12 protein-coding genes are annotated in these 18,684 nt (G+C 71.9%); 4 read left to right on the forward strand and 8 right to left on the reverse strand.

The window, feature by feature from the left end; all coding sequences use genetic code 11:
- Positions 1-89 precede the first annotated feature (89 nt).
- Positions 90-2,201 (reverse strand): alpha-amylase MalA, encoded by a 2,112-nt coding sequence (gene malA / locus J7656_RS07620; RefSeq protein WP_017343466.1) that lies wholly within the window; start codon positions 2,199-2,201, stop codon positions 90-92.
- A gap of 162 nt (positions 2,202-2,363) precedes the next feature.
- Between malA and J7656_RS07625 the strand changes: the two genes are divergently transcribed.
- Positions 2,364-7,097 carry a DUF7997 domain-containing protein gene (locus J7656_RS07625; RefSeq protein WP_017343465.1) on the forward strand — a complete coding sequence of 1,578 codons (4,734 nt, stop codon included), beginning with the start codon at positions 2,364-2,366 and terminating at the stop codon, positions 7,095-7,097.
- Positions 7,098-7,118: 21 nt separating this feature from the next.
- On the opposite strand, the gene J7656_RS07630 is transcribed toward J7656_RS07625, so the two are convergent.
- Entirely contained in the window at positions 7,119-7,583 is a 465-nt protein-coding gene (locus J7656_RS07630) for a DUF8009 family protein (RefSeq protein WP_211552963.1), read from the reverse strand.
- Entirely contained in the window at positions 7,576-9,429 is a 1,854-nt protein-coding gene (locus J7656_RS07635; protein ID WP_211552965.1) for a MutS-related protein, read from the reverse strand. The genes J7656_RS07630 and J7656_RS07635 overlap by 8 nt, the downstream gene beginning before the upstream one ends.
- Positions 9,430-9,571: 142 nt before the next feature.
- On the opposite strand from J7656_RS07635, the gene J7656_RS07640 reads away from it, so the two are divergent.
- Positions 9,572-10,246 carry an MBL fold metallo-hydrolase gene (locus tag J7656_RS07640; RefSeq protein ID WP_211552967.1) on the forward strand — a complete coding sequence of 225 codons (675 nt, stop codon included), beginning with the start codon at positions 9,572-9,574 and terminating at the stop codon, positions 10,244-10,246.
- A 20-nt stretch (positions 10,247-10,266) separates the two neighbouring features.
- On the opposite strand, the gene J7656_RS07645 is transcribed toward J7656_RS07640, so the two are convergent.
- From J7656_RS07645 to J7656_RS07660, 4 genes are all read right to left on the reverse strand, one after another.
- Positions 10,267-11,415, reverse strand: a complete 1,149-nt coding sequence (locus J7656_RS07645; RefSeq protein WP_017343461.1) for an acyl-CoA dehydrogenase family protein — start codon at positions 11,413-11,415, stop codon at positions 10,267-10,269.
- A gap of 61 nt (positions 11,416-11,476) precedes the next feature.
- Positions 11,477-13,681, reverse strand: coding sequence for an AMP-binding protein (locus tag J7656_RS07650; protein ID WP_211552968.1), 2,205 nt, complete (start codon positions 13,679-13,681; stop codon positions 11,477-11,479).
- 30 nt (positions 13,682-13,711) lie between these two features.
- Positions 13,712-14,146 carry a universal stress protein gene (locus tag J7656_RS07655; protein WP_017343459.1) on the reverse strand — a complete coding sequence of 145 codons (435 nt, stop codon included), beginning with the start codon at positions 14,144-14,146 and terminating at the stop codon, positions 13,712-13,714.
- A 97-nt stretch (positions 14,147-14,243) separates the two neighbouring features.
- Positions 14,244-15,197 carry a transcription initiation factor IIB gene (locus tag J7656_RS07660; protein ID WP_004598548.1) on the reverse strand — a complete coding sequence of 318 codons (954 nt, stop codon included), beginning with the start codon at positions 15,195-15,197 and terminating at the stop codon, positions 14,244-14,246.
- Positions 15,198-15,625: 428 nt separating this feature from the next.
- Between J7656_RS07660 and J7656_RS07665 the strand changes: the two genes are divergently transcribed.
- The gene (locus tag J7656_RS07665; protein WP_017343458.1) at positions 15,626-16,021 is read left to right on the forward strand and encodes a DUF7961 family protein; all 396 of its coding nucleotides are present in this window, start codon (positions 15,626-15,628) and stop codon (positions 16,019-16,021) included.
- 2 nt (positions 16,022-16,023) lie between these two features.
- Complete coding sequence (locus J7656_RS07670) at positions 16,024-16,647, forward strand: METTL5 family protein (RefSeq protein ID WP_017343457.1); 624 nt, start codon at positions 16,024-16,026, stop codon at positions 16,645-16,647.
- Between the two features lie 41 nt (positions 16,648-16,688).
- Here the strand turns inward: J7656_RS07670 and J7656_RS07675 are convergent, their stop codons facing one another.
- Positions 16,689-18,611 carry a rhomboid family intramembrane serine protease gene (locus J7656_RS07675; protein WP_211552969.1) on the reverse strand — a complete coding sequence of 641 codons (1,923 nt, stop codon included), beginning with the start codon at positions 18,609-18,611 and terminating at the stop codon, positions 16,689-16,691.
- Positions 18,612-18,684: the final 73 nt, after the last annotated feature.

Genomic DNA, 18,684 nt, shown 5'->3' on the forward strand with positions numbered 1-18,684 from the left:
CCTGCGATCCCCACCGACTCAAGCGTTGCGTCCGGGGGCGTCGCGGCCGAGAGCGACTCCCGAAACAGACCGTCGTGCGAGGCGGCCGCCTACTCCTCCGTGACCGGCACGACCGCCACCTCGTCGACGCGGATCCGCTCCGTCCCCTCGCCGTCCTCGACGACGCATCGCTCGTCGGTCACGAGGTCGCGCTCGCCGTGGCCGACATCGACCGCGACGCTCGCGTCGGCGGGCGCGAAGTTGATGACGACGAGGAGGTCCTCCTCGCCGTCGTGCCGACGGAACGCGACCACGTCGTCCGGGTGGACGTCGCCGCTGGCGACGATCGGCCGTTCGGAGAGGTCGCCGCTCGCGACGTGGTAGCCGACGCGCGCGAGGTCGCCGTCCGGCCCGAGCGCGGGGTGGTCGCGCCGCGTTTCGAGCAGGCGCTCGTAGCGGTCGCGCACCTCTTCGCGCGCGTGGTCCCACGCGATCGCGTCCCGGCGGCCGCGCTGGCCGATCTCCTGGCCGGCGTACACCATCGGGACGCCCGGCAGCGTCATGATCGCCGCGCCCGCGGCCGCCGCGGCGGCGTCGCCGCACTCCACGCGGTAGCGCGTCTCGTCGTGGTTCTCGATGTACTGGAGGAACTCGGCGTGGTCGGGGAACCCGATCTCGGCGCGCTGGTCGACCGCGTCCAGCACGCTCTCTGCGGGCTCGGCCCCGCGGCCGACCTGCCGGAGCTGGAAGTACAGCGTCGCGTCGAAGTGGACGTCGAACATCCCCTCGTGGAAGCCGGGGATGTACGGGATCGTCTCGTCCATCAGGAGGAACTCCCGGTCGATGTCCTTCACGCGGTCGCGGAGTTCGCGCCAGAAGGAGTCGGGGACCGCCCACGCCATATCACAGCGGAACCCGTCGACGAGCGGCGCCCACTCGTCGATCACGTCGAGCAGGAACCGCCGCACGTCGAGGTTCGCGTGGTTCAGGTTCGCGATCAGCTCCCAGTCGAAGTAGGTGCCCGGCTCGCCCGACTCCTGCCACTCGTAGCGGTCGCGGAACGGCGAGTCAGGGTTCTTGTAGGCGTCCTGAAACCACTCGTGGTCGCGCGCGGTGTGGTTCGCGACGAAGTCGAACAGCACGCGCATCCCGTGGTCGTGAGCGGTCTCGACGAGCGCCTCGAACTCCTCGCGGTCGCCGAGGTCGTCGGCGGTGTCGAAGAAGTCGACGATGTTGTAGCCGTGGGGTTTCCCGTCGTGGCCGAGGACCGGCGTGAGCCACAGCGTGTCGACGCCGAGTTCCGCGATCCGCGGGATCCGCTCGGCGATGGCGTCGAACGCCTCGCCCTCCTCGGCGTCGGCGAAGGTGCGGACGAAGATCTCGTACACCGAGGCGTCCGCGGTCCACGCCGGCGGATCGTTGAGTCGGACTGTCTCGAACTCGGGCGTGGCCGGCGTCAACATGGCCTCGCCCTCCGCCGCGTCGTCGATCGCGGACGGGCTACTGTCGACGCGCTCGATCGCCGCCGCATCGGCGACGCTGACTCGCGGGTCCTCGCCCGGGTCCCGAGCGACCGAGACGGCGTGAACCCGGAGCCGGTCGGGCACCGCGTCGAGCGGCACGCGGAGCTCGCGGCCGTCATCGCTCACCTGGAGCGCGTCCCGCGGGTTCGCCCGCCCCGCCGCGACGGCGTCGGCGACGTCGCGGTCGTCGACGACGAACGTCACCGCCAAGTCGTCGGCGTCGAGCGATGACTCCGGATTCGGCGAGGGGACCGCGGTGAACACCGCCTCCCCGGCGTGTTCGCTCTCCCCGTCCGCCTCACCGTCGAACGCGACGCTCGCGTCGACCCGCACGCGCGGCCGGCCGACTCCCTCGTGTCGCTCACGGGCGGCGTAGTCGCGCGGCGCGTCGACGTCGCCCGCGTCGCGGTCGCGAATCGCGGTGCCGCTCCCGCCCGCGACGTCGACGCCCTCGTAGCTCGCCGGGAACGCGCGGACGGTGAGCAGGTGGTCGCCGTCCGGCGCGTCGAGGCCGATCAGGTAGCGTCCGGGGACGTCGGGCGTGAACTCGGTCACGGCGTCGTCGCCGACGGTCGCCTCGCTGTCGGGCGGCGCGTCCGCGACGCGCCACGCGTACGCGGCGTCGGGGTCGGGGTCTCTCGGCGCGAGTTCCGTCTGCTCGCCGGTCGCGAGGAAGCGCGGGGGTCCGGGGTGGTGCATGTGACGCCCATCGGCACCCGGGGCCTTCGGTGTTGCTCTTGTTTCGGTGGCGTCTGCGCGGCGACGACAGGCGCCTCGACGCTCCCGACCGGACCGCGGCCGGCGTCGCGCGGTGTCCGCCGCGGTCGTCAAGGCTTTTACTCCGGCCGGCGCAGACCGGGTATGCGACTGCGTACCGCCCTTACGGAGCACGAACGTCGGCGCGGGGAGCGCTACCCGGCGGAACACTCGATGACCGCCGGCGCGTTCACCGGCGACGACGGCCGACTGGTCCACGTGGGGCCGGACGGGACCGTCCACGACTGTTCGTACTCCCTCTCCGAGGTCGGCGGCGCCGACCGCCTCCGGATGGGGATAACCGCCGGGCGCGGCGTCCGCTGGTTCGACGACCTCGAGACGACTCGCCAGCACTACGACGGCGACACGCCGCTCGTCGAGACCGAGTACGACGCCGGCCGCTACACCATCCACCAGTTCGACCTCGTGGTGAGCGACACGCACCTCACCCACGTCGAGCTCCGCGGCTCGCCGCCGGCCGACGCCGAGCTCGTCGCCGCCTACGCGTTCTCGCCCGACATGGTCGAGGGGCGGGTCGGCAACATGGTCCACGACGGTGCCGGCCCGAACGACGGCGGCGTCGTCGAGGTGTACCACCGCACCGAACACGACTTCCTCACCGCCTCGACCGGCCTCTCGAACGCCCACGGGCAGCGCCTGCGGACGATCCCGGAACTGCTCGGCGAGGGCGGCGACGGGTTCCCACACCGCGGCGAGATCGACCGGCGCGAGGACTCGCGGCTCACTCCGGACGTCGTCGTCCGCGCGCCCTTCGAGCGCGACGGGCGCACGGAGCGCGTCACCCTCGCGGGCCGCGCCGTCGTCGACCGCCGGGCGACGCGCGACACCGGCGACGACGCGAAGGACGCGCTCACCGACGGGATCGACCGCCAGCGCCGCATCGAGGCGGTCTCGAACATCGCCACCGCCTACCCCGACGCCGACGATCTCCGGGAGGCCGCGGACGGTCGCGGCCCGGACGTGCCCGAGGACGCTCCCCGCCGGTCGGTGATCGCCAGCGACCTCCGCGCGCTCGACCTGCTCACCGCGGAGTCCGGCGGCCGGATCGCCGCCCCCGAGTTCGACCCCTTCTACTCCACCTCCGGCGGCTACGGCTACACCTGGTTCCGCGACGAGGCGACGGTGTCGACCGCGCTGCTCGGCGCGAGCGAGGAACTCGGCCTCGACGCCGACGAGGAGCTGCTCGCGGCCGCGAGCTTCTTCTGCCGCACCCAGGACGCCGACGGCTCGTGGCCCCACCGCGTGTGGGCCGACTCGGGCAAGGTCGCGCCCGGCTGGGCGAACGCCCGGATCGAGGGCGCGAACGCGACGCCCGGCCCAAACGACCAGCTCGACCAGCCCGCCACCGTGGTCGCCTTCCTCGCGACGCTGCGCCGCGAGGCGGACCTCCCGACCGAGTGGCGCGAGCGGATCGACGAGACGATCGCGGACGCCGTCGAGTTCCTCTTGGAGACGACCGAGGACGACGGGCTGCCGCGCCGCTGTCAGAACTGCTGGGAGAACGCGCTCGGCCGGTTCACCCACACCGGCGCCGAGTACCTCCGGGCGTTCGCCGCCGTTGCGCGCGCGCCGGTCGACGAGGACCTCCGCGCCGCCGCCGCCGACGCCGCGGACGCGGCGCTGTCGGGACTCGACGCGCGCTGGAACCCCGACACGGAGCGGTTCCTCCAGCGCGCCAGCGACGAGGGGCAGGACGCCCGCGCCGACGCCAGCACCTTCGCGCTCGCGACCGCGGCCGCCGAGTACGCCGCCCTGCTCGACGACGAGGCCGGAGCGGGAGACGACCCGAGCGCCGACGGCTCCGCGGCCGACGACGCCGCGACCGACGGCTCCGGCTCGATCGATCCCGTCGAGAGCAGCGAGTTCGACCGCTTCCTCGACCGCGTCAACACCCACGTCCGGCAGTCGATCGACGCGCTCCGCCGCGAGACCGCCTCGGTGGAGGGGCTCGTCAGGTTCACCGGCGACGACTGGCGCACGGCCGAACAGGGCGCCGCGAAGGTGTGGTCCATCGCGACGCTGTGGGGCGCGACCGCGGCGGCGACGCTCGCGGGCGTCGTCGAAGAGCGCGGCGGGGCCGCCGGGCCGCTGTTCGCCGACGCGCGCGAGCTGTACGCGCTCTGTGAACCCGACGGCCCCTTCGTCAACGAGGCGGGGCTGTTCGCGGAGCAGGCGTTCGACGACGGCGACCTCGACAGCGCGACCCCCATCGCGTGGTCGCACGCGCTCCGGATCGACGCGACGGTGACGCTCGCGAGCCACGGCGAGCTCCCGGTCCCGCACGACCGCGAGACCGGCCCCGAGGCGGCGCCCCACTGGACGACCGGTCGGAAGTTCGGCGTCGGCACGCCCGCGGACTACGAGGCCGACGAGCCGGTGCCGGTGTGGTTCACGCTCACCGAGGGGGCGCTCACCGAGGCGCGGTTCCCCCGGATCGACGTGATGAACGTCCGGACGTTCGACTTCCTCGTCGCCGACCCCGACTCCGAGTACGCGATCCGCACGTTCGACGAGACGGGCCACGTCACGGCGACGGAGACGATCGAGCGGACGACGGAGCCGGCGGCCGACGACGCGCTCGCGTACGTCCAGCGGATCCGCGAGACCGGCGACGGCCACGGCCACAGCTGGACGCTCCGCGTCGAGTACGCGGTCGACACCGACGGGACCGCGATCCTCGCGGACGTCCGGTTCGAGGGGAGCCGCGAGTACGACGTGTACGCGCTCGCGGACGCGACGATCGCCAACGTCGGCACGAACGACCGCGCCGAGCGCGTCGACGGCGACGCGGGGGCCCACCTGCTCGCGCAGAAGGATAACCCCGATCGCGACGCGGGGAAGCTCGTCGACGACGAGGGCGAACCGTTCGCCCCCGCGCTCGCGCTGGCGAGCGGCGACGGGTTCGACTGGGCCAGCGCGCTCGGGGCCGGCGGCGACGCGGCGGCCGCGCTGTTCGGCGACGGCGAGCGCGGCGAGGAGTCGTCGGAGGCGGTCGGCAACGTCGTTCTCGCCGGGCTCGTCGGGAGCGGCGAGTCGGTGTCCGACACCGTCGCGCTCGGATTCGCCGAGGATTCGGACACCGCGGCCGCGCTCGGCGAGGCGGAGGGGGCGCTCGGCCGCAGCTTCGACGAGGCCGCTGACGCGTACGCAGAGACGTGGCGCTCGTGGCTCGCGGAGCGAGATCTCCCGGACTCGGTCGCGGGCGACCCGGACCTCGCGGCGCAGTACCGCTTCGCCCTGATGACGCTGGCGGCCGTCGAGGACAAGGCCCACGACGGCGCAGGGATCGCCAGCCCCTCCGTCCCGTGGGGCGAGACGGAGTACGCCGCGGAGGACCGCGGCTACGGCTACAACTTCGTCTGGTCGCGGGACCTCTACCAGGTGTTCACGGCGCTGATCGAGATGGACGACCTCGAACGCGGCGCCGACGCCTTGGCGTACCTGTACAACACCCAGCAGGACGACGACGGGTTCCTCCCGCAGAACACCTACATCGACGGGCGGACCCGGTGGGGCGGCGAGCAGATGGACAACATCGGGTTCCCCTCGGTGATGGCCTGGCAGCTGTACGAGCGCGGCGTGACGCTTGACGACGCCGGCTACACCTACGACCAGGTCGCCCGCTCGCTCGACTACATCGCCGATAACGGCCCCGAGACCGCCCAGGAGCGCTGGGAGGAGGAGGCGGGCTACTCGCCGTCGAGCATCGCTGCCGAGATCGCCGGCCTGGTCTGCGGCGCGGCGCTCGCGCTCGCGGAGGCCGACCGGCGCGACGGAGACGTGTCTGGGAGCGAGACCGCGGCGTCGCCGGAGTCGCTCCGCGCCGACGCGCTCGCGTGGCTGGCGCTCGCGGACGACTGGACGGCCCGCGTCGAGGAGTGGTGCGCGACCGCGACCGGCACCGACCGCCACGACCGGACCCCGTACTACATCCGGATCACGGCCGACGGGAACCCCGACTCCGGGCGCCCCCGCACCATCGCCAACGACGGCCCCACCTACGACGAGCGGGAGATAGTCGACGGCGGCTTCCTCGAACTCGTCCGGCTGGGGATCAAGCCCGCCGACGATCCGGTCGTCCGCAACTCCGTCTCCGTCGTCGACGACTCGATCCGCGTCGACACGCCTCACGGCGCGGCTTGGTACCGCTACGTCGGCGACGCGTACGGCGAGATCGCCGTCGGCGACCCCGGCGCGCCGTGGGCCGGAACCGGCGACGGCCGCGGGCGGCTCTGGCCGATCTTCACCGGCGAGCGCGGGGAGTACGAGCTTCGCGCCCGCGCCGACGGCTCGGACGCCTTCGGCGGCACCGACGACGAGAAGCTCGAACCCGAGACGCTGCTGGAGACGATGGCCGGGTTCGGCAACTCCGGACTAATGTTACCCGAGCAGGTGTGGGACCGTGAACACCCGACGAAGTACGGCTGGGAGTTCGGCGAGGGAACCGGGGGGGCCACCCCGCTCGCCTGGTCGATGGCCGGTTTCGTCCGGCTGGCGCACGGCGTCGACGAGGGCGAACCCGTCGAGACGCCGACCGTCGTCCGCGACCGCTATGTCGAGCGCGACCGCCCTGCCGGCCCCGACCTGACGGCCACCGCCGAGTTCGTCGAGGATTCGGTCGTCGTCGCGGGCGAGACGGACGCCAAGACCGTCGCCGTCCACACCCGAACGACCTCGCGGCTCGTGACGCCGGACGACGACGGCGACTTCGAGGTCGACCTCGACGCCGACACCGACGCGGACACCGTCGTGGTCGCGGCCGCGACCGACGACGACTTCGAGGCCGCGGGCACCGCTGTCGAGCGGTTGCGGCTGTAGGCAGAACGGGGAACTCCGATTTTATGCGAGCGCGACCACGTCGACGGTGCGGGTCTCGTCGTCGACCTCGATCTCGACCGTCGAGCGGACGCGCTCCCGGACGCGCTCGCGCCACGCCGCGACGGCTTCCGCGTGTCGCTCCCGCCGCGTTTCGAGGTCGGCGTCCGGGTACTCGCTCGCGGTCTCGTCCGGTTCGGGGTACGGCGGCACCTCCGCGACGAGGTTTCGGGGGTCGATGTGAAGCGGCGCGGGCGAGTCGGAGGCGTCGGCGCTCCCCGCACCCTCGCCGTCGCCACCGTCCCCGCCCGCGTCGAGCGCGTGGAGTCGGGCGCGCATCCGCCCGGAGAACGGCGGGGTCACCCGAAGGACGACCTCGCGGTCGCTCCGGAGGCTGGCTTCGAGCGCGTTCGCCACGTCCTCGCGGTGGACCGCGATCGACCGGAGCCGGTCGGGCCCGGGGTCGTGACCACGCCCCTCCTCAGTCATCGTTCGCCGCCCACTCGGCGTCGGAGAGCGTGCGCTGGACTGCCTCCTCGCCGACCGCGCCCGCGAGGTGTTCGAAGCCGGCGCGGACGCCGCGGTCGCCCGCGTTCGCGACTAACCGCGAGACGATGAACTCCGGCGTGGACTTGCCGATCGTGCCGAACCGCGGCTGGTAGTCGACGCGGAGTTCGAGGTCGTTCGTCAGTCCCTCCGCGAAGATGCCGTCGATCCGGGCGGCGTCGGGCAGCGGGCTCAGGTCCTCGGCGAGGTGGGTGACGTAGACGCCGAGCGCGCCGCGGTCGACGGTGAGCGTCACCAGCCCGTTCAGCAGGTCGGCGGCGCGCCCCGGCTCCGTGATCGCCTCGAACTCGTCGACGAGCATGAGCGTGCGGCCGTCCGCGGTCAGCGGCGGGACGACCGACTTCAGCGTCGACTCCAGCACCCCGGCGTTGAACGAGGCGTGCCGGCGGTGGAAGACGATCCGGTCGAACGTCCCCACCTCGGCCGCGTCCGCGGGGACGGGCAGGCCCATCGACGCGAGCAGCGCGACCGCACAGAGGGTTTCGAGGAGCGTCGTCTTCCCGCCGGAGTTCGCCCCGGTGAGGACGCTCACGCGGTCGCCGGTCGGCGGCGCGTCCGCGCTTGCGACCCCCGGGTCGTCCGCCAGGGAGTGCGAGCCGACCCCGTAGGAGACGGGCTGGACCTCGCCGCCGAGGAAGGGGTTCCGCGCGCCGCGCACGGCGATACCGTCGTCGACGAGCGTCGGTCGGACATGCTCGTTCTCGGCCGCGAACCGCCCGAGCGACAGGAGGAACGCCGCGTCCGAAACAGCCGTCGCGGCGCGCGCGACGGTCGTGTCGCCGCCGTCCGCTTCCCCCTCAGTGCCGTCCTCGTCGCCCGCGTCCGCCGCGGGCTCGTCGCCCAGCCGCTCGCGGATGTCCGCCGCCACGGCGGCCTCGCGCTCGTCGACGGCCGCCTCCAGCTCGACGACGAGCTCCCGCAGCGTCCCGGAGACGAAGTCGGCGGCGTCGAGCGCCTCGTCGGGCGCCGCCGACCGGACCGTCGCCGGCTCGACGCCCGTCTCGCGGGCGACGTGCTCGATCGTCGCCGCCTCCAGCGCCTCGAAGTCCCGGAGGCTCCCGTCCCGGACCGATTCGAGCACGTCGAACGCGGAGTCTGCGAGGTCGCGCGCGGCCGACAGCTGCTCGCGCAGGCGGTCCAGCTCGTCGTCGGCGCCGGCCGCGATCTCGATGTCGTCGCCGTCGAGCCCGCCGGCCGGGTCGATCGACCCCCGCACGTCGGCGAGCGCGTCGGCCGCGTCGCGCAGGCGGTCACCGTCGAGCGCGCCCACGTCGGCGAAGGGGCCGTCCGTCAGCCCCGCCTCGCGAAGCGCGACGGCGGTCTCGACCGCGGCCAGATCCGAGCCGTCGGCCTCGTCGTACGCGGCGAAGGCGTCCGCGACGGCCTCGCGGTCCGCGCCGTCGAGGTCGCTCCACGCGTCGCGGGCGGCGACGACCCGGTCGAGTCGCTCCTCGACGGCGTCGCGGTCGAGCAGCGGGGTCAACACGCGGATCCGGTCGGCCGCGTGCGCGGTCAGCGCCGCGTCGGCCGCGAGCGAGAGGAGGTCGTCGTACACCGAGCGCGCGTCGCCCGTCGCGAGGACGTCCATGCCGGCCTCGCCGTTCGCTCTGCGGAGGATGCGGGTCGCGCGGCCGCGGTGGAGTCCGGCGTCGACGAGCGCGCGGACGTCGGCCGACTCGATCGCCTCGATCGCCCGCTCGGTCCCGAGCGCCTCCGTGAGCCGCTCGCTCGTCTTGGGGCCGATCCCCCAGTAGTCCTCCAGTCGCATACTCCGTGGTGTCGCCCCGGCGTCTTGGCGTTTTCGTCGCTCGGCCCGTCGTCGACGCGTAACTTTCGTCGTCTCGTCCGGTCCGCGACCGCTCGCTTCCGTCACGACAGCGTTCATTCGGCTCCGGATCGTACGCGCCGACATGGCGACGGAGATCGCGGACGGCGTCTGGCGGATCGAGTGTCGCGGCGTCAACGCGTACCTCGTCTTCGACGACGTGCCGACGCTCGTCGACGCCGGCACGCCGTGGGACGAGGAGACGATCCGACGCGGCCTCGACGAGGCGGGCGTAGAGGTCTCGTCGATCGGTCGTGTCCTCCTCACCCACTACGACCTCGACCACATCGGGACGCTGGCGGCGCTGGCTCCCGACCTCGACGCGCCGGTCCGCGCGTACAGGTTCGACGCGCAGCTGCTCCGCGGGGCGCGGTCGCCGCCGCTCGGGAACCACAAGGGACTGATCCAGCGGCTCGGCGGACTCCTCACGGACCTCCCCGACCTCGACGTGGTCGACGTCCGCGACGGCGAGGCGATCGGCTCGTTCACCGCCTACCACACGCCCGGGCACACGCCGGGCCACGTCGCGTACGTCAGCGAGGAGCTCGGCATCGGGCTGCTCGGCGACCTCGTCTCGGAGTCGGACAGCGACCTGAGCCCATCTGGCTGGCTTATCAGCTACGACACCGACGCGGTCGCGGCGAGCGTCCGCGACCTCGCCGAGCGCGCATCGCCGTTCGAGGTCGCCTGCGTCGGGCACGGCGATCCGCTCGCGTCGGGTGGGAGCGAAGCGCTGGTCGCGCTCGCGGCCCGGATCTGACGAGCGTCGAACCGCTCGTCCTACCGCGACTGCCGGTAGATGAGGTTGCGCTGAATGTCGTTCGCGCCCTCGTAGATCACCGGAATGCGCACGTCGCGATAGACGCGGGCGATCCGGCGGTCGGTGAGGATCGAGCGGCCGCCGTGGAGCTTCATTCCCTGCTCGGCGCAGTCGGTTGCGACCTCCGTCGACTTCGTCTTCGCCAGCGCGGCCCAGTAGCCGGCGTCCTCGTTGTTCGCGACCTTCTCGCAGGCGCGCCAGTTGAGCGCGCGGGCCGACTCGAAGCCGATCCGCATGTCGGAGATGGTGTGCTGGACGGCCTGGAACTCGTCGATGGTGCGGCCGAACGCCTCGCGCTCGTCGATGAACGCCTCCGCCTCCTCGATGGCGGCGGCGGCGAGTCCGAGGCCGTGGCCGCCGACGATGACGCGGCCGTGGTTGAAGAAGTCCGCGAGGGCGTAGAAGCCGCCGCCCTCGCTGCCGACGACGTTCTCCTCGGGGACGAAGCAGTCCTCGAAGACGATGTGGCCCTGCTTGGACGCGCGCATCCCCATCTTCTCGGGGATGTGCTCGGCCTCGTAGCCGTCGGAGTCGGTCTCGACGATGAACAGCGTGTAGTTCGAGTAGCGGTCGTCGCTCTCGCCGGTCTTCGCGTAGACGGTGAGCCAGTCGGCCTCGACCGCGTTGCCGACCCAGTACTTCTCGCCGGTGAGCTCGTAGCCCCCCTCGACCTTCTCGGCCTTCGTCGTCATCCCCGCCAGGTCCGAGCCGGTCTGCGGCTCGGAGACCGCGAGCCCGGAGATCTGGTCGTTCTCTGCGACAGGTCGGAGATATTTCTCCTTCTGCTCTTCAGTCCCGTAATCTTCGACCATCTCGGCGCCGAAGCTGGCGAGCTGGAGGGTGAGCGCGATGCCGGCGTCGGCGCGGTAGAACTCCTCCGCGATGGCGAGCACCTGCGCCAAGTCGAACCCCTTCCCGCCGTACTCCTCGCCGATGTCTTGGGCGACGAGCCCGGCGTCCATCCCCGCCTCGAGCACCTCCCACGGGTACTCGCCCGACTCGTAGTACGCCTCGGCGTTCGGGGCGATGTACTCGTCGGCGAACTCGCGGGCCTCCTGTTTGACGTCTCGCGCGCGTTCCGGCACGACGCTGTCGTCGAGCAGCTCCATACGACCCGTGAGGACTCCGCGGGCAAAACGTTCGTGGAACAACGAAGAACGCCGGGGGAGTTTACTCCTCGTCGACCGCATCCGCGTCGCGCCCTTCTTTCTCGCCGTCGTCTCCCCCATCGCCTCGCTCCTCCGCTTCGAGGGCGTCCGTGTCGCCGGATTCCGCGGTGTTGGCGTCGCCGTCGCTCGGTCCGGTCGCGACCTCCTCCGCGTCGGCGATGTCGACCCCGCCGGTGTCGCTCGGCTCATCCTCGTCGGCGTCGCTCGGCTCGTCCGCGGTCGCGCCGTCGTCCGTCGCGTCGTCGGAATCGAGTCCCGGGGCGCCCGCCTCGCCGTCCGTCCTCTCCTCCGACTCCGCCGGCGGCTCGTCCGATTCGGACGGCTCGGCGGGGTCGGCAGGCTCGAACCCCGCGGTTTCGAGGTCCGCGTCGGCGTTCTCGCGGGGGTCCGCGCCGCGCTCGCGGAGGAGCGCGCGCGTCGCCCCCCTGTCGACCGTCCCCGAAACGGTCCGCGGCAGCTCCTCGACGTACGCGATCGTCTTCGGGATCTTGAACCGTGCGAGTCGCTCCCGAGCGAAGTCGACGAACGCCGTCTCGTCGATCGGCGCGGGACCGATGCCGCCGGCTTCGACCGCAGGCGGTTCGGATCCGTCGCTCTGCTCCGCGTCGCCCTCAGCCGTCTCGTCGCCCGAGGCGGTCTGTTCCGAGGCGGCCTGCTCGGTGGCATCGCGTTCCGAGGTGGCTTGTTCCGAGGCGGCCTGCTCGGTGGCATCGCGTTCCGAGGTGGCTTGTTCCGAGGCGACCTGTTCCGAGGCGTCTCCCTCAACGGAGGCCGTCGCCGCCGACGGGAACCGGTCGCCGAGGGCCACGAGCGCCGCGACGCGCTCGCCCCACACCTCGTCGTCGAGCCCGACGACCGCCACGTCGTCGACCTCGTCGTACTCTCGGAGGACGCCCGCGACCTCTCCCGGCTCGACGTTCTCGCCGCCGCTGATGATCCGGTCGTCGACGCGGTTGAGCACGTGGAGATACCCCTCCTCGTCGAACCGACCGACATCGCCCGTGTGAAGTCCGTACGGGCCGAAATCGGATCGGTCGACGTCCGCGGGGTCGATCCCGTTCAGGTCGATCGCGTCGCCTGGGGACGCGTCGCCTTCGCCGACCGCGTCGGGGGAATCTCTCTCGTCTTCCACGAGGTACCCCGGCGTGATCGTCGGTCCGCTGACGACGATCTCGCCCGTGTCGCCCGGCTCGACCGGGTCGCCGTCGTCGACGATCGTCACGTCGGTGCCGAAGAGGGGTCGGCCCACCGTCCCGATCCGGTCTCGGGTCTGTCGCGGCGTCGCGGTCGTGATCTGTGAGGCGGCCTCCGTCATCCCGTACGTCGGGTAGACGGGGACCGAGTAGTCGCGACACCGCTCCAACAGCTCCGCCGGTGCGGGCGCGCCGCCGAGCAGGACCACGCGGAGCGAGTCCGACAGCGTCCCCCGTCGGTCGAGCATCCGCTTGAGCATCGTCGGGACGAGCGAGACGCCGGTCACGTCGTACGCGTCGATGTCGTCGGCGGTCCCGCCCGCGTCGAACCCCTCGCGCAACACGAGGGTGGTCCCGTACAGCACCGACCGGTACACCGGCGCCAGCCCGCCCATGTGGTGGAGCGACAGCGACACGAGCCACCGGTCGTCTGCCTCGACGCCGAGGCGGAACGCGGAGGCGACCGCCGAGCTGTACACGTTGCCCGCGGTCAGCGGCACGGGCTTGGGGTCGCCGGTGGTCCCCGAGGTGAACAGCACGCAGAGCGGGTCCGCGAACGACCACTCGGGCGGATCGAGCGACGCCGGGTCGACGTCGTGGATCCCCGCGACCTCGGCGCTCGTGGGGTCGTCGACGGAGTAGACCGGGACGCCGTCGATCTCCGCCGCCGCGTTGGTCGCCGTCGGCTCGGTCGGCTCCGCGCAGACAACGGCGTCGAGGTCGGTCCGGTCGATCCGCGCGGCGATCTCGCGCGGGGTCAGCTCCTGGCCGAGCGGGACGAACGTCGCCCCGATCCGCATCGTCGCGTGGACGAGTCCGACGGTGCCCACGTACGGGGGCGTGAGCACGCCGATCCGGTCGCCCTCCCCTAGGCCGTGCGCGACGAGCCGGCCGGCCGTTTCGGCGACGAGCCGGTCGAGGTCGGTGTAGCTCCACGCCTCGCCGTCCTCGGCGCGGACGAGGGCGGTGTCGTCGGGCGACGAGACCACGCGGTGAGAGAGCCAGTCGCGCATCGGTGTCACCCTCGTTCGCCGAGTACGCGGCTACTCATCCGTCGGCTGTCGCACGGTCAACACCGGGACGTCGGAGGTGCGGACGACTCGCTCCGTGACGCTCCCGAGCAGGTAGCGGTCGAGCCCCTTCCGCCCGTGTGTCCCCATCACCACGACGTCGATACCGTGTTCGTCGACGTAGTCGTGGATCGACCGGTAGGCCGTTCCCGACGTCACGCTGGTGACGCACTCGACGCCGGCGTCCGCGGCGGCGTCGGCCACGCGCCTCGTCGCCTCCTCGCCCTCAGATTCGAGCGCCTCGACGACGATCTCCGCGCCCGCCTCGAGGCTGGAGTACGCCGCGCCGTCGACGACGTACAGCGCGTGGAGGCGCGCGCCGTACTGGTCCGCGAGGTCGATCGCGTGTTCGATCGCGGCGTCTGACGCCGGACTGCCGTCGGTCGGAACGAGGATCTCTGAGTACATCTCACTCCGTAGTACAGCGGGTATCGATTAAAAACCCGATCAACTATCTCGAAGCCCGGCAAGGAACGAACACCGCGATTTCGAACGGGAGACCGCCCTAGCGGAAGCCCATCGCTTCGATCTGCTCCTGATACCGGTTGCGGATGGTGACCTCGGTGACCTGCGCGACGTCGGCGACCTCGCGCTGGGTCTTCTTCTCGTTACAGAGCAGCGAGGCCGCGTAGATGGCGGCCGCCGCGAAGCCGGTGGGCGACTTCCCGGAGAGCAGTCCCTGCTCGGCGGAGACGTCGATGATCTCGGTCGCCTTCGACTGGACCTCCTCGGAGAGCTGGAGCGACGAGGCGAACCGCGGGACGAACTGCTTGGGGTCGACCGGCTTCAGCTCTAAGCCGAGCTCTTGGGAGATGTACCGATAGGTCCGGCCGATCTCCTTCTGCGGGACCCGCGAGACGTCCGCGACCTCGTCGAGGCTGCGCGGGATCCCCTCCTGGCGGCAGGCGGCGTACAGCGCGGCGGTGGAGACGCCCTCGATGGAGCGCCCCCGGATGAGGTCCTCGTTGAGCGCGCGTCGATAGATGACCGAGGCGACCTCTCGTACCGAGCGCGGGACCCCGAGCGCGCTCGCCATCCGGTCGATCTCCGAGAGCGCGAACTGGAGGTTGCGCTCGCCCGCGTCTTTGGTCCGAATCCGCTCCTGCCACTTGCGCAGGCGATGCATCTGCGAGCGTTTCTCCGAGGAGAGCGACCGCCCGTAGGCGTCCTTGTCCTTCCAGTCGATCGTCGTCGTCAGCCCCTTGTCGTGCATCGTCTCCGTGATGGGGGCGCCGACGCGCGACTTCGACTGCCGCTCGTTGTGGTTGAACGCGCGCCACTCCGGCCCGCGGTCGATGTTCCGCTCGTCTAAGACGAGCCCGCAGTCCTCGCAGACGAGCTCTTGGTCGGCGTCGGTGACGATGTTCTCCGAGTCACACTCCGGACAGGAGACCGTCGATTCGTCCGTTTCCTGCTCCGTGTCTCGCTCCTGTTGCCGTTGGCGACTCGGACGTTCCATTAAAAGGTTTGTGGTCAGTCGCGTATTTAAGCCTTGTCCACGTCCATCATCGATCCTGAGGATTCTTGGGTCGGCCTCGTGTCCGGTTTATTCCGTTTAAAACGTCTGTAACGCCTGAAACGGGGACACAGATTCGAGTCGTCGACGACCTCGACGTGGTCCGCCGCGGTCCGGCACGACGCACGAAACGTGACCGCACATTGAGGTCGAAATTCGACATTGAGAACACCCGCCAAGGGCCGAAGACGCCATGTCGGCAGTGGAGCGTGTTCGATCCCGGAACGTCAACGGTGGAGTTCGTCCGGTTCCGGAACGTCAACGGTGGGGCGCGTTCGATCCCGGAGCGTGCCGTACGCGACCGCAGGACCTCTTATATTACTACTAAACATCTATAAAGACTTTTGTATAACCTCTGCCAATGGATTTGTATGAGCACTACTTCGTCTCCCGGCATCGAACGCACGCTGCGCGGCTGTCGCCCCGCCGATGTCGACCCCGTCGTCATCGACGCGGCGGACCTCGACAGCACCGCGCCAGAACACCTCCGCGACCTCAAGCGGGGGCTCGCGGCCCGCGGCTACCAGCCCGCTGCGGTCGCGACCGAGGCGGAGTTCGACGCCGAGAGCACGCTCGAACGCCAGCGCGAGGCCGACCGCCTCCGCGGGCTCGTCCGCGCGGCATCGTTCCTCGGCGCCGGTCGGATCGAGGTCAGCGTCGACGACGAGCCGTGCGAGGAGACCCGCACGGCGCTCGCGGCGCTCGCCGAGCGGGCCGACCGGGAGGGCGTCGAATTCGTCCGCGTCGAGGGCGACGGCGCGGCCTGACGATGGCGACAAAGCGGTCGCTCGCGACCAAGCTCGGCGTCGTCGCCGGCTTCGAGCGTCCCGACGCGGCCCTCGAACAGTACCCGACGCCCCCGGAGTTAGCCGCCCACGTCGTCCACCTCGCGGACCTCCACGGCGACGTCGACGGCCGAACCGTGATCGACTTGGGCGCCGGTACGGGGATGCTCGCGCTGGCCGCCGCGCTGCGCGGCCCCGCTCGCGTCGTCGGCCTCGAGCTCGATGGGAGCGCGCTCGCGACCGCCCGGGCCAACGAGCGGCGCGTCGCCGCCAGCGCCCCCGTTCACTGGGTCCGCGGCGACGCTACCCGCCCGCCGCTCGCCGTCGCGGAGCCCGCGACGGTCGTGATGAACCCCCCGTTCGGCGCGCAGGACGGGAACCGCAACGCGGACCGCGAGTTCCTCGCGGTCGCGAGCGACCTCGCGGCCGTCTCCTACTCGGTCCACAACGCCGGCAGTCAGGAGTTCGTCGAGGCGTTCGCCGCCGACGAGGGCGGCGAGGTGACCCACGCGTTCGCGGCCGAGTTCCGGATCGACGCGCAGTTCGACCACCACACCGACGCGGCGCGCGAGATCGACACCGAAGTGTACCGGATCGAGTGGGAGTAGCGCGGAGCTCGCCGGCGCCCCAGTTCGAGCGCCGAACCGAGCTACTGCCGCCCCTCGTACCGCTCCCGCTGCGCGATCCGTACGCGCGTCTCGCCGCGCTGCGCGTACACGCGGTCGCCGCCGCGGACGATGGAGACGCCCTGCGCCTCCAGGGTCGTGCCCTCCTCCGGCAGCGGGACGGTCACGGTCGCGTTCTCGTGGGTAACGCGGATCTCGAACCCCCCTTCGACGGCGGCGACGCTGATGTTCCGCCCGTCGATCTGCGGCTCCGCTTGTGCCGGATCGCTCACGTACAGCGTCCGTCTGGTCTCGTTTCGCACGGCGTCGACCCGGTAGGTCGGGCCGCCGTTCGCGGCGACCCACCCGACGCGCTGGACCCAGACGGTCTCGCGCCAGCCGGTGCCGCCCACGTCGACCGCGCGGTACCCCCAGAACGCGAGGTTCCCCTTCGAGACCGCCGTCGTCCATATCTCGCGGTCCGGGTCGCTGACGATCACCCCTGAGGTGTTGACCGACGTCGAGCGCCCGAACGCCTCGACGTCAACAACGCCCACGAGCTGGTCCTCCACGTCCTCCGCGTACGTCACCTGGTACCCCTCCACCTCGATCGGGTCGCCCGGGAGGTCGCCGTCGTCGACCGCGACGAGGTTCGGGACGACGGCCGGGCCGGCGACGGCCGCCAGCGCCCCGACGAGCAGGAGGAGTCCGACCGTCGCCGGCGTCGCCGACCGGATTCCCCCTCGGAGCGTTTCGGGCTCCGGAACCGCCCGAGTCGGCCACAGGGGATCGTCGCGCGAGACGGCCGCGACGGCGACGACCGCGGCCAGCAGCGCGAGCAGCCCGACGCCGACGGCGCGGTACAGTTCGTACCGCTCGTTGCCGAGGTACCAGTAGAGCGCCCACAGCCGACGGGAGGCGCCGAACAGCAGCAGCGCGCCGAAGACGAGGAGCGCGGACCGCTCGGTCGCGTCCGCGCGGGAGCCGTCGTCGCCGACTGCGGTCGAGAGGGGGTGGTAGCGCCACCGCCCCGCGGTTGCGTCTGGGTCCGCGTCCGAGCCCGCGCCGCGGCCCTCGTCGGGCTGTTCTCGGGCGCGACGCCGCAGGAGGACGACGGCGACCAGCGCGCCGCCGATGAGCCCGAGCGCGTGTCCCTGGATCGCGACGTTCGCCCACCCCGGCACGCCGTAGGAGGGGGAGGCTTCGGCGAACGCCACCGGGACGCGGAGGGCGTCGTAGAGGACGCCGACGAGCGTCGTCCCCGCCATCGCGACGACCGCGGCGACGGGACGCGAGACGAGCGCGAACCCCCAGTACCCGAACACGACGACGGAGAAGCCGATCACCGGACCGAGCGCGAACAGTGCGGAGAGGAGCCCGAACGCGACCGCGGCGCCGGGGACGATCAGGAACGCCCGCACGTAGGGGCTCTCGGCCGGCGACTCGACGGCGGCTATTCGGCTCAGCACCTCCCGGACCCGTCGGGGGAGCCTACGGAGCCGGCTCGGGAGTTGTCGGGGGCGACTGAGCAGCCGCCGGAGGCGGACGACGAGGCCGTCCCCGCGGTCGACCTCGCGCCCGTCGGGGAAGTGGCCGTACGCGTACTCCGCGAGTCCGCCCGCGACGAGCGCGGAGAGGAGGTTCCCGGTGAGGTGTCCGCGGCCCGCGTGCGCGAAGCTGGACCAGACGAGCCCCTCGGGGTAGAAGTACGACCACGACCGGAACGGGATCACCACCGGTCGGTTCGGGTTCTCGATCCCCGACTGGACGAACAGGTACACCCCGATCACGCCGGCGATCACGAGGAGCGTCCCCCACGGGACGCCGAGGAGGAGCCGCGACCGGGGCGCCCGCGTCCAGTCGTCGCTCGGGCGGTCGACGAGGTACACCGCGGCGAGCGCGACGACGACGCCGACGCCTCCGGCCGCGAGATGGACGGCGTCCGACGTCAGCGCTTCCGCGACCATGTGGGGTTCGAGGGGGCCGCGCACACATCAATACGGGGGTCCGGCGCGTCGCGTCGCGATCGAAATAAGAGGA

Source organism: Halorubrum ruber, from assembly GCF_018228765.1.
In the GTDB taxonomy this organism is placed as follows: Archaea; Halobacteriota; Halobacteria; order Halobacteriales; family Haloferacaceae; genus Halorubrum; species Halorubrum ruber.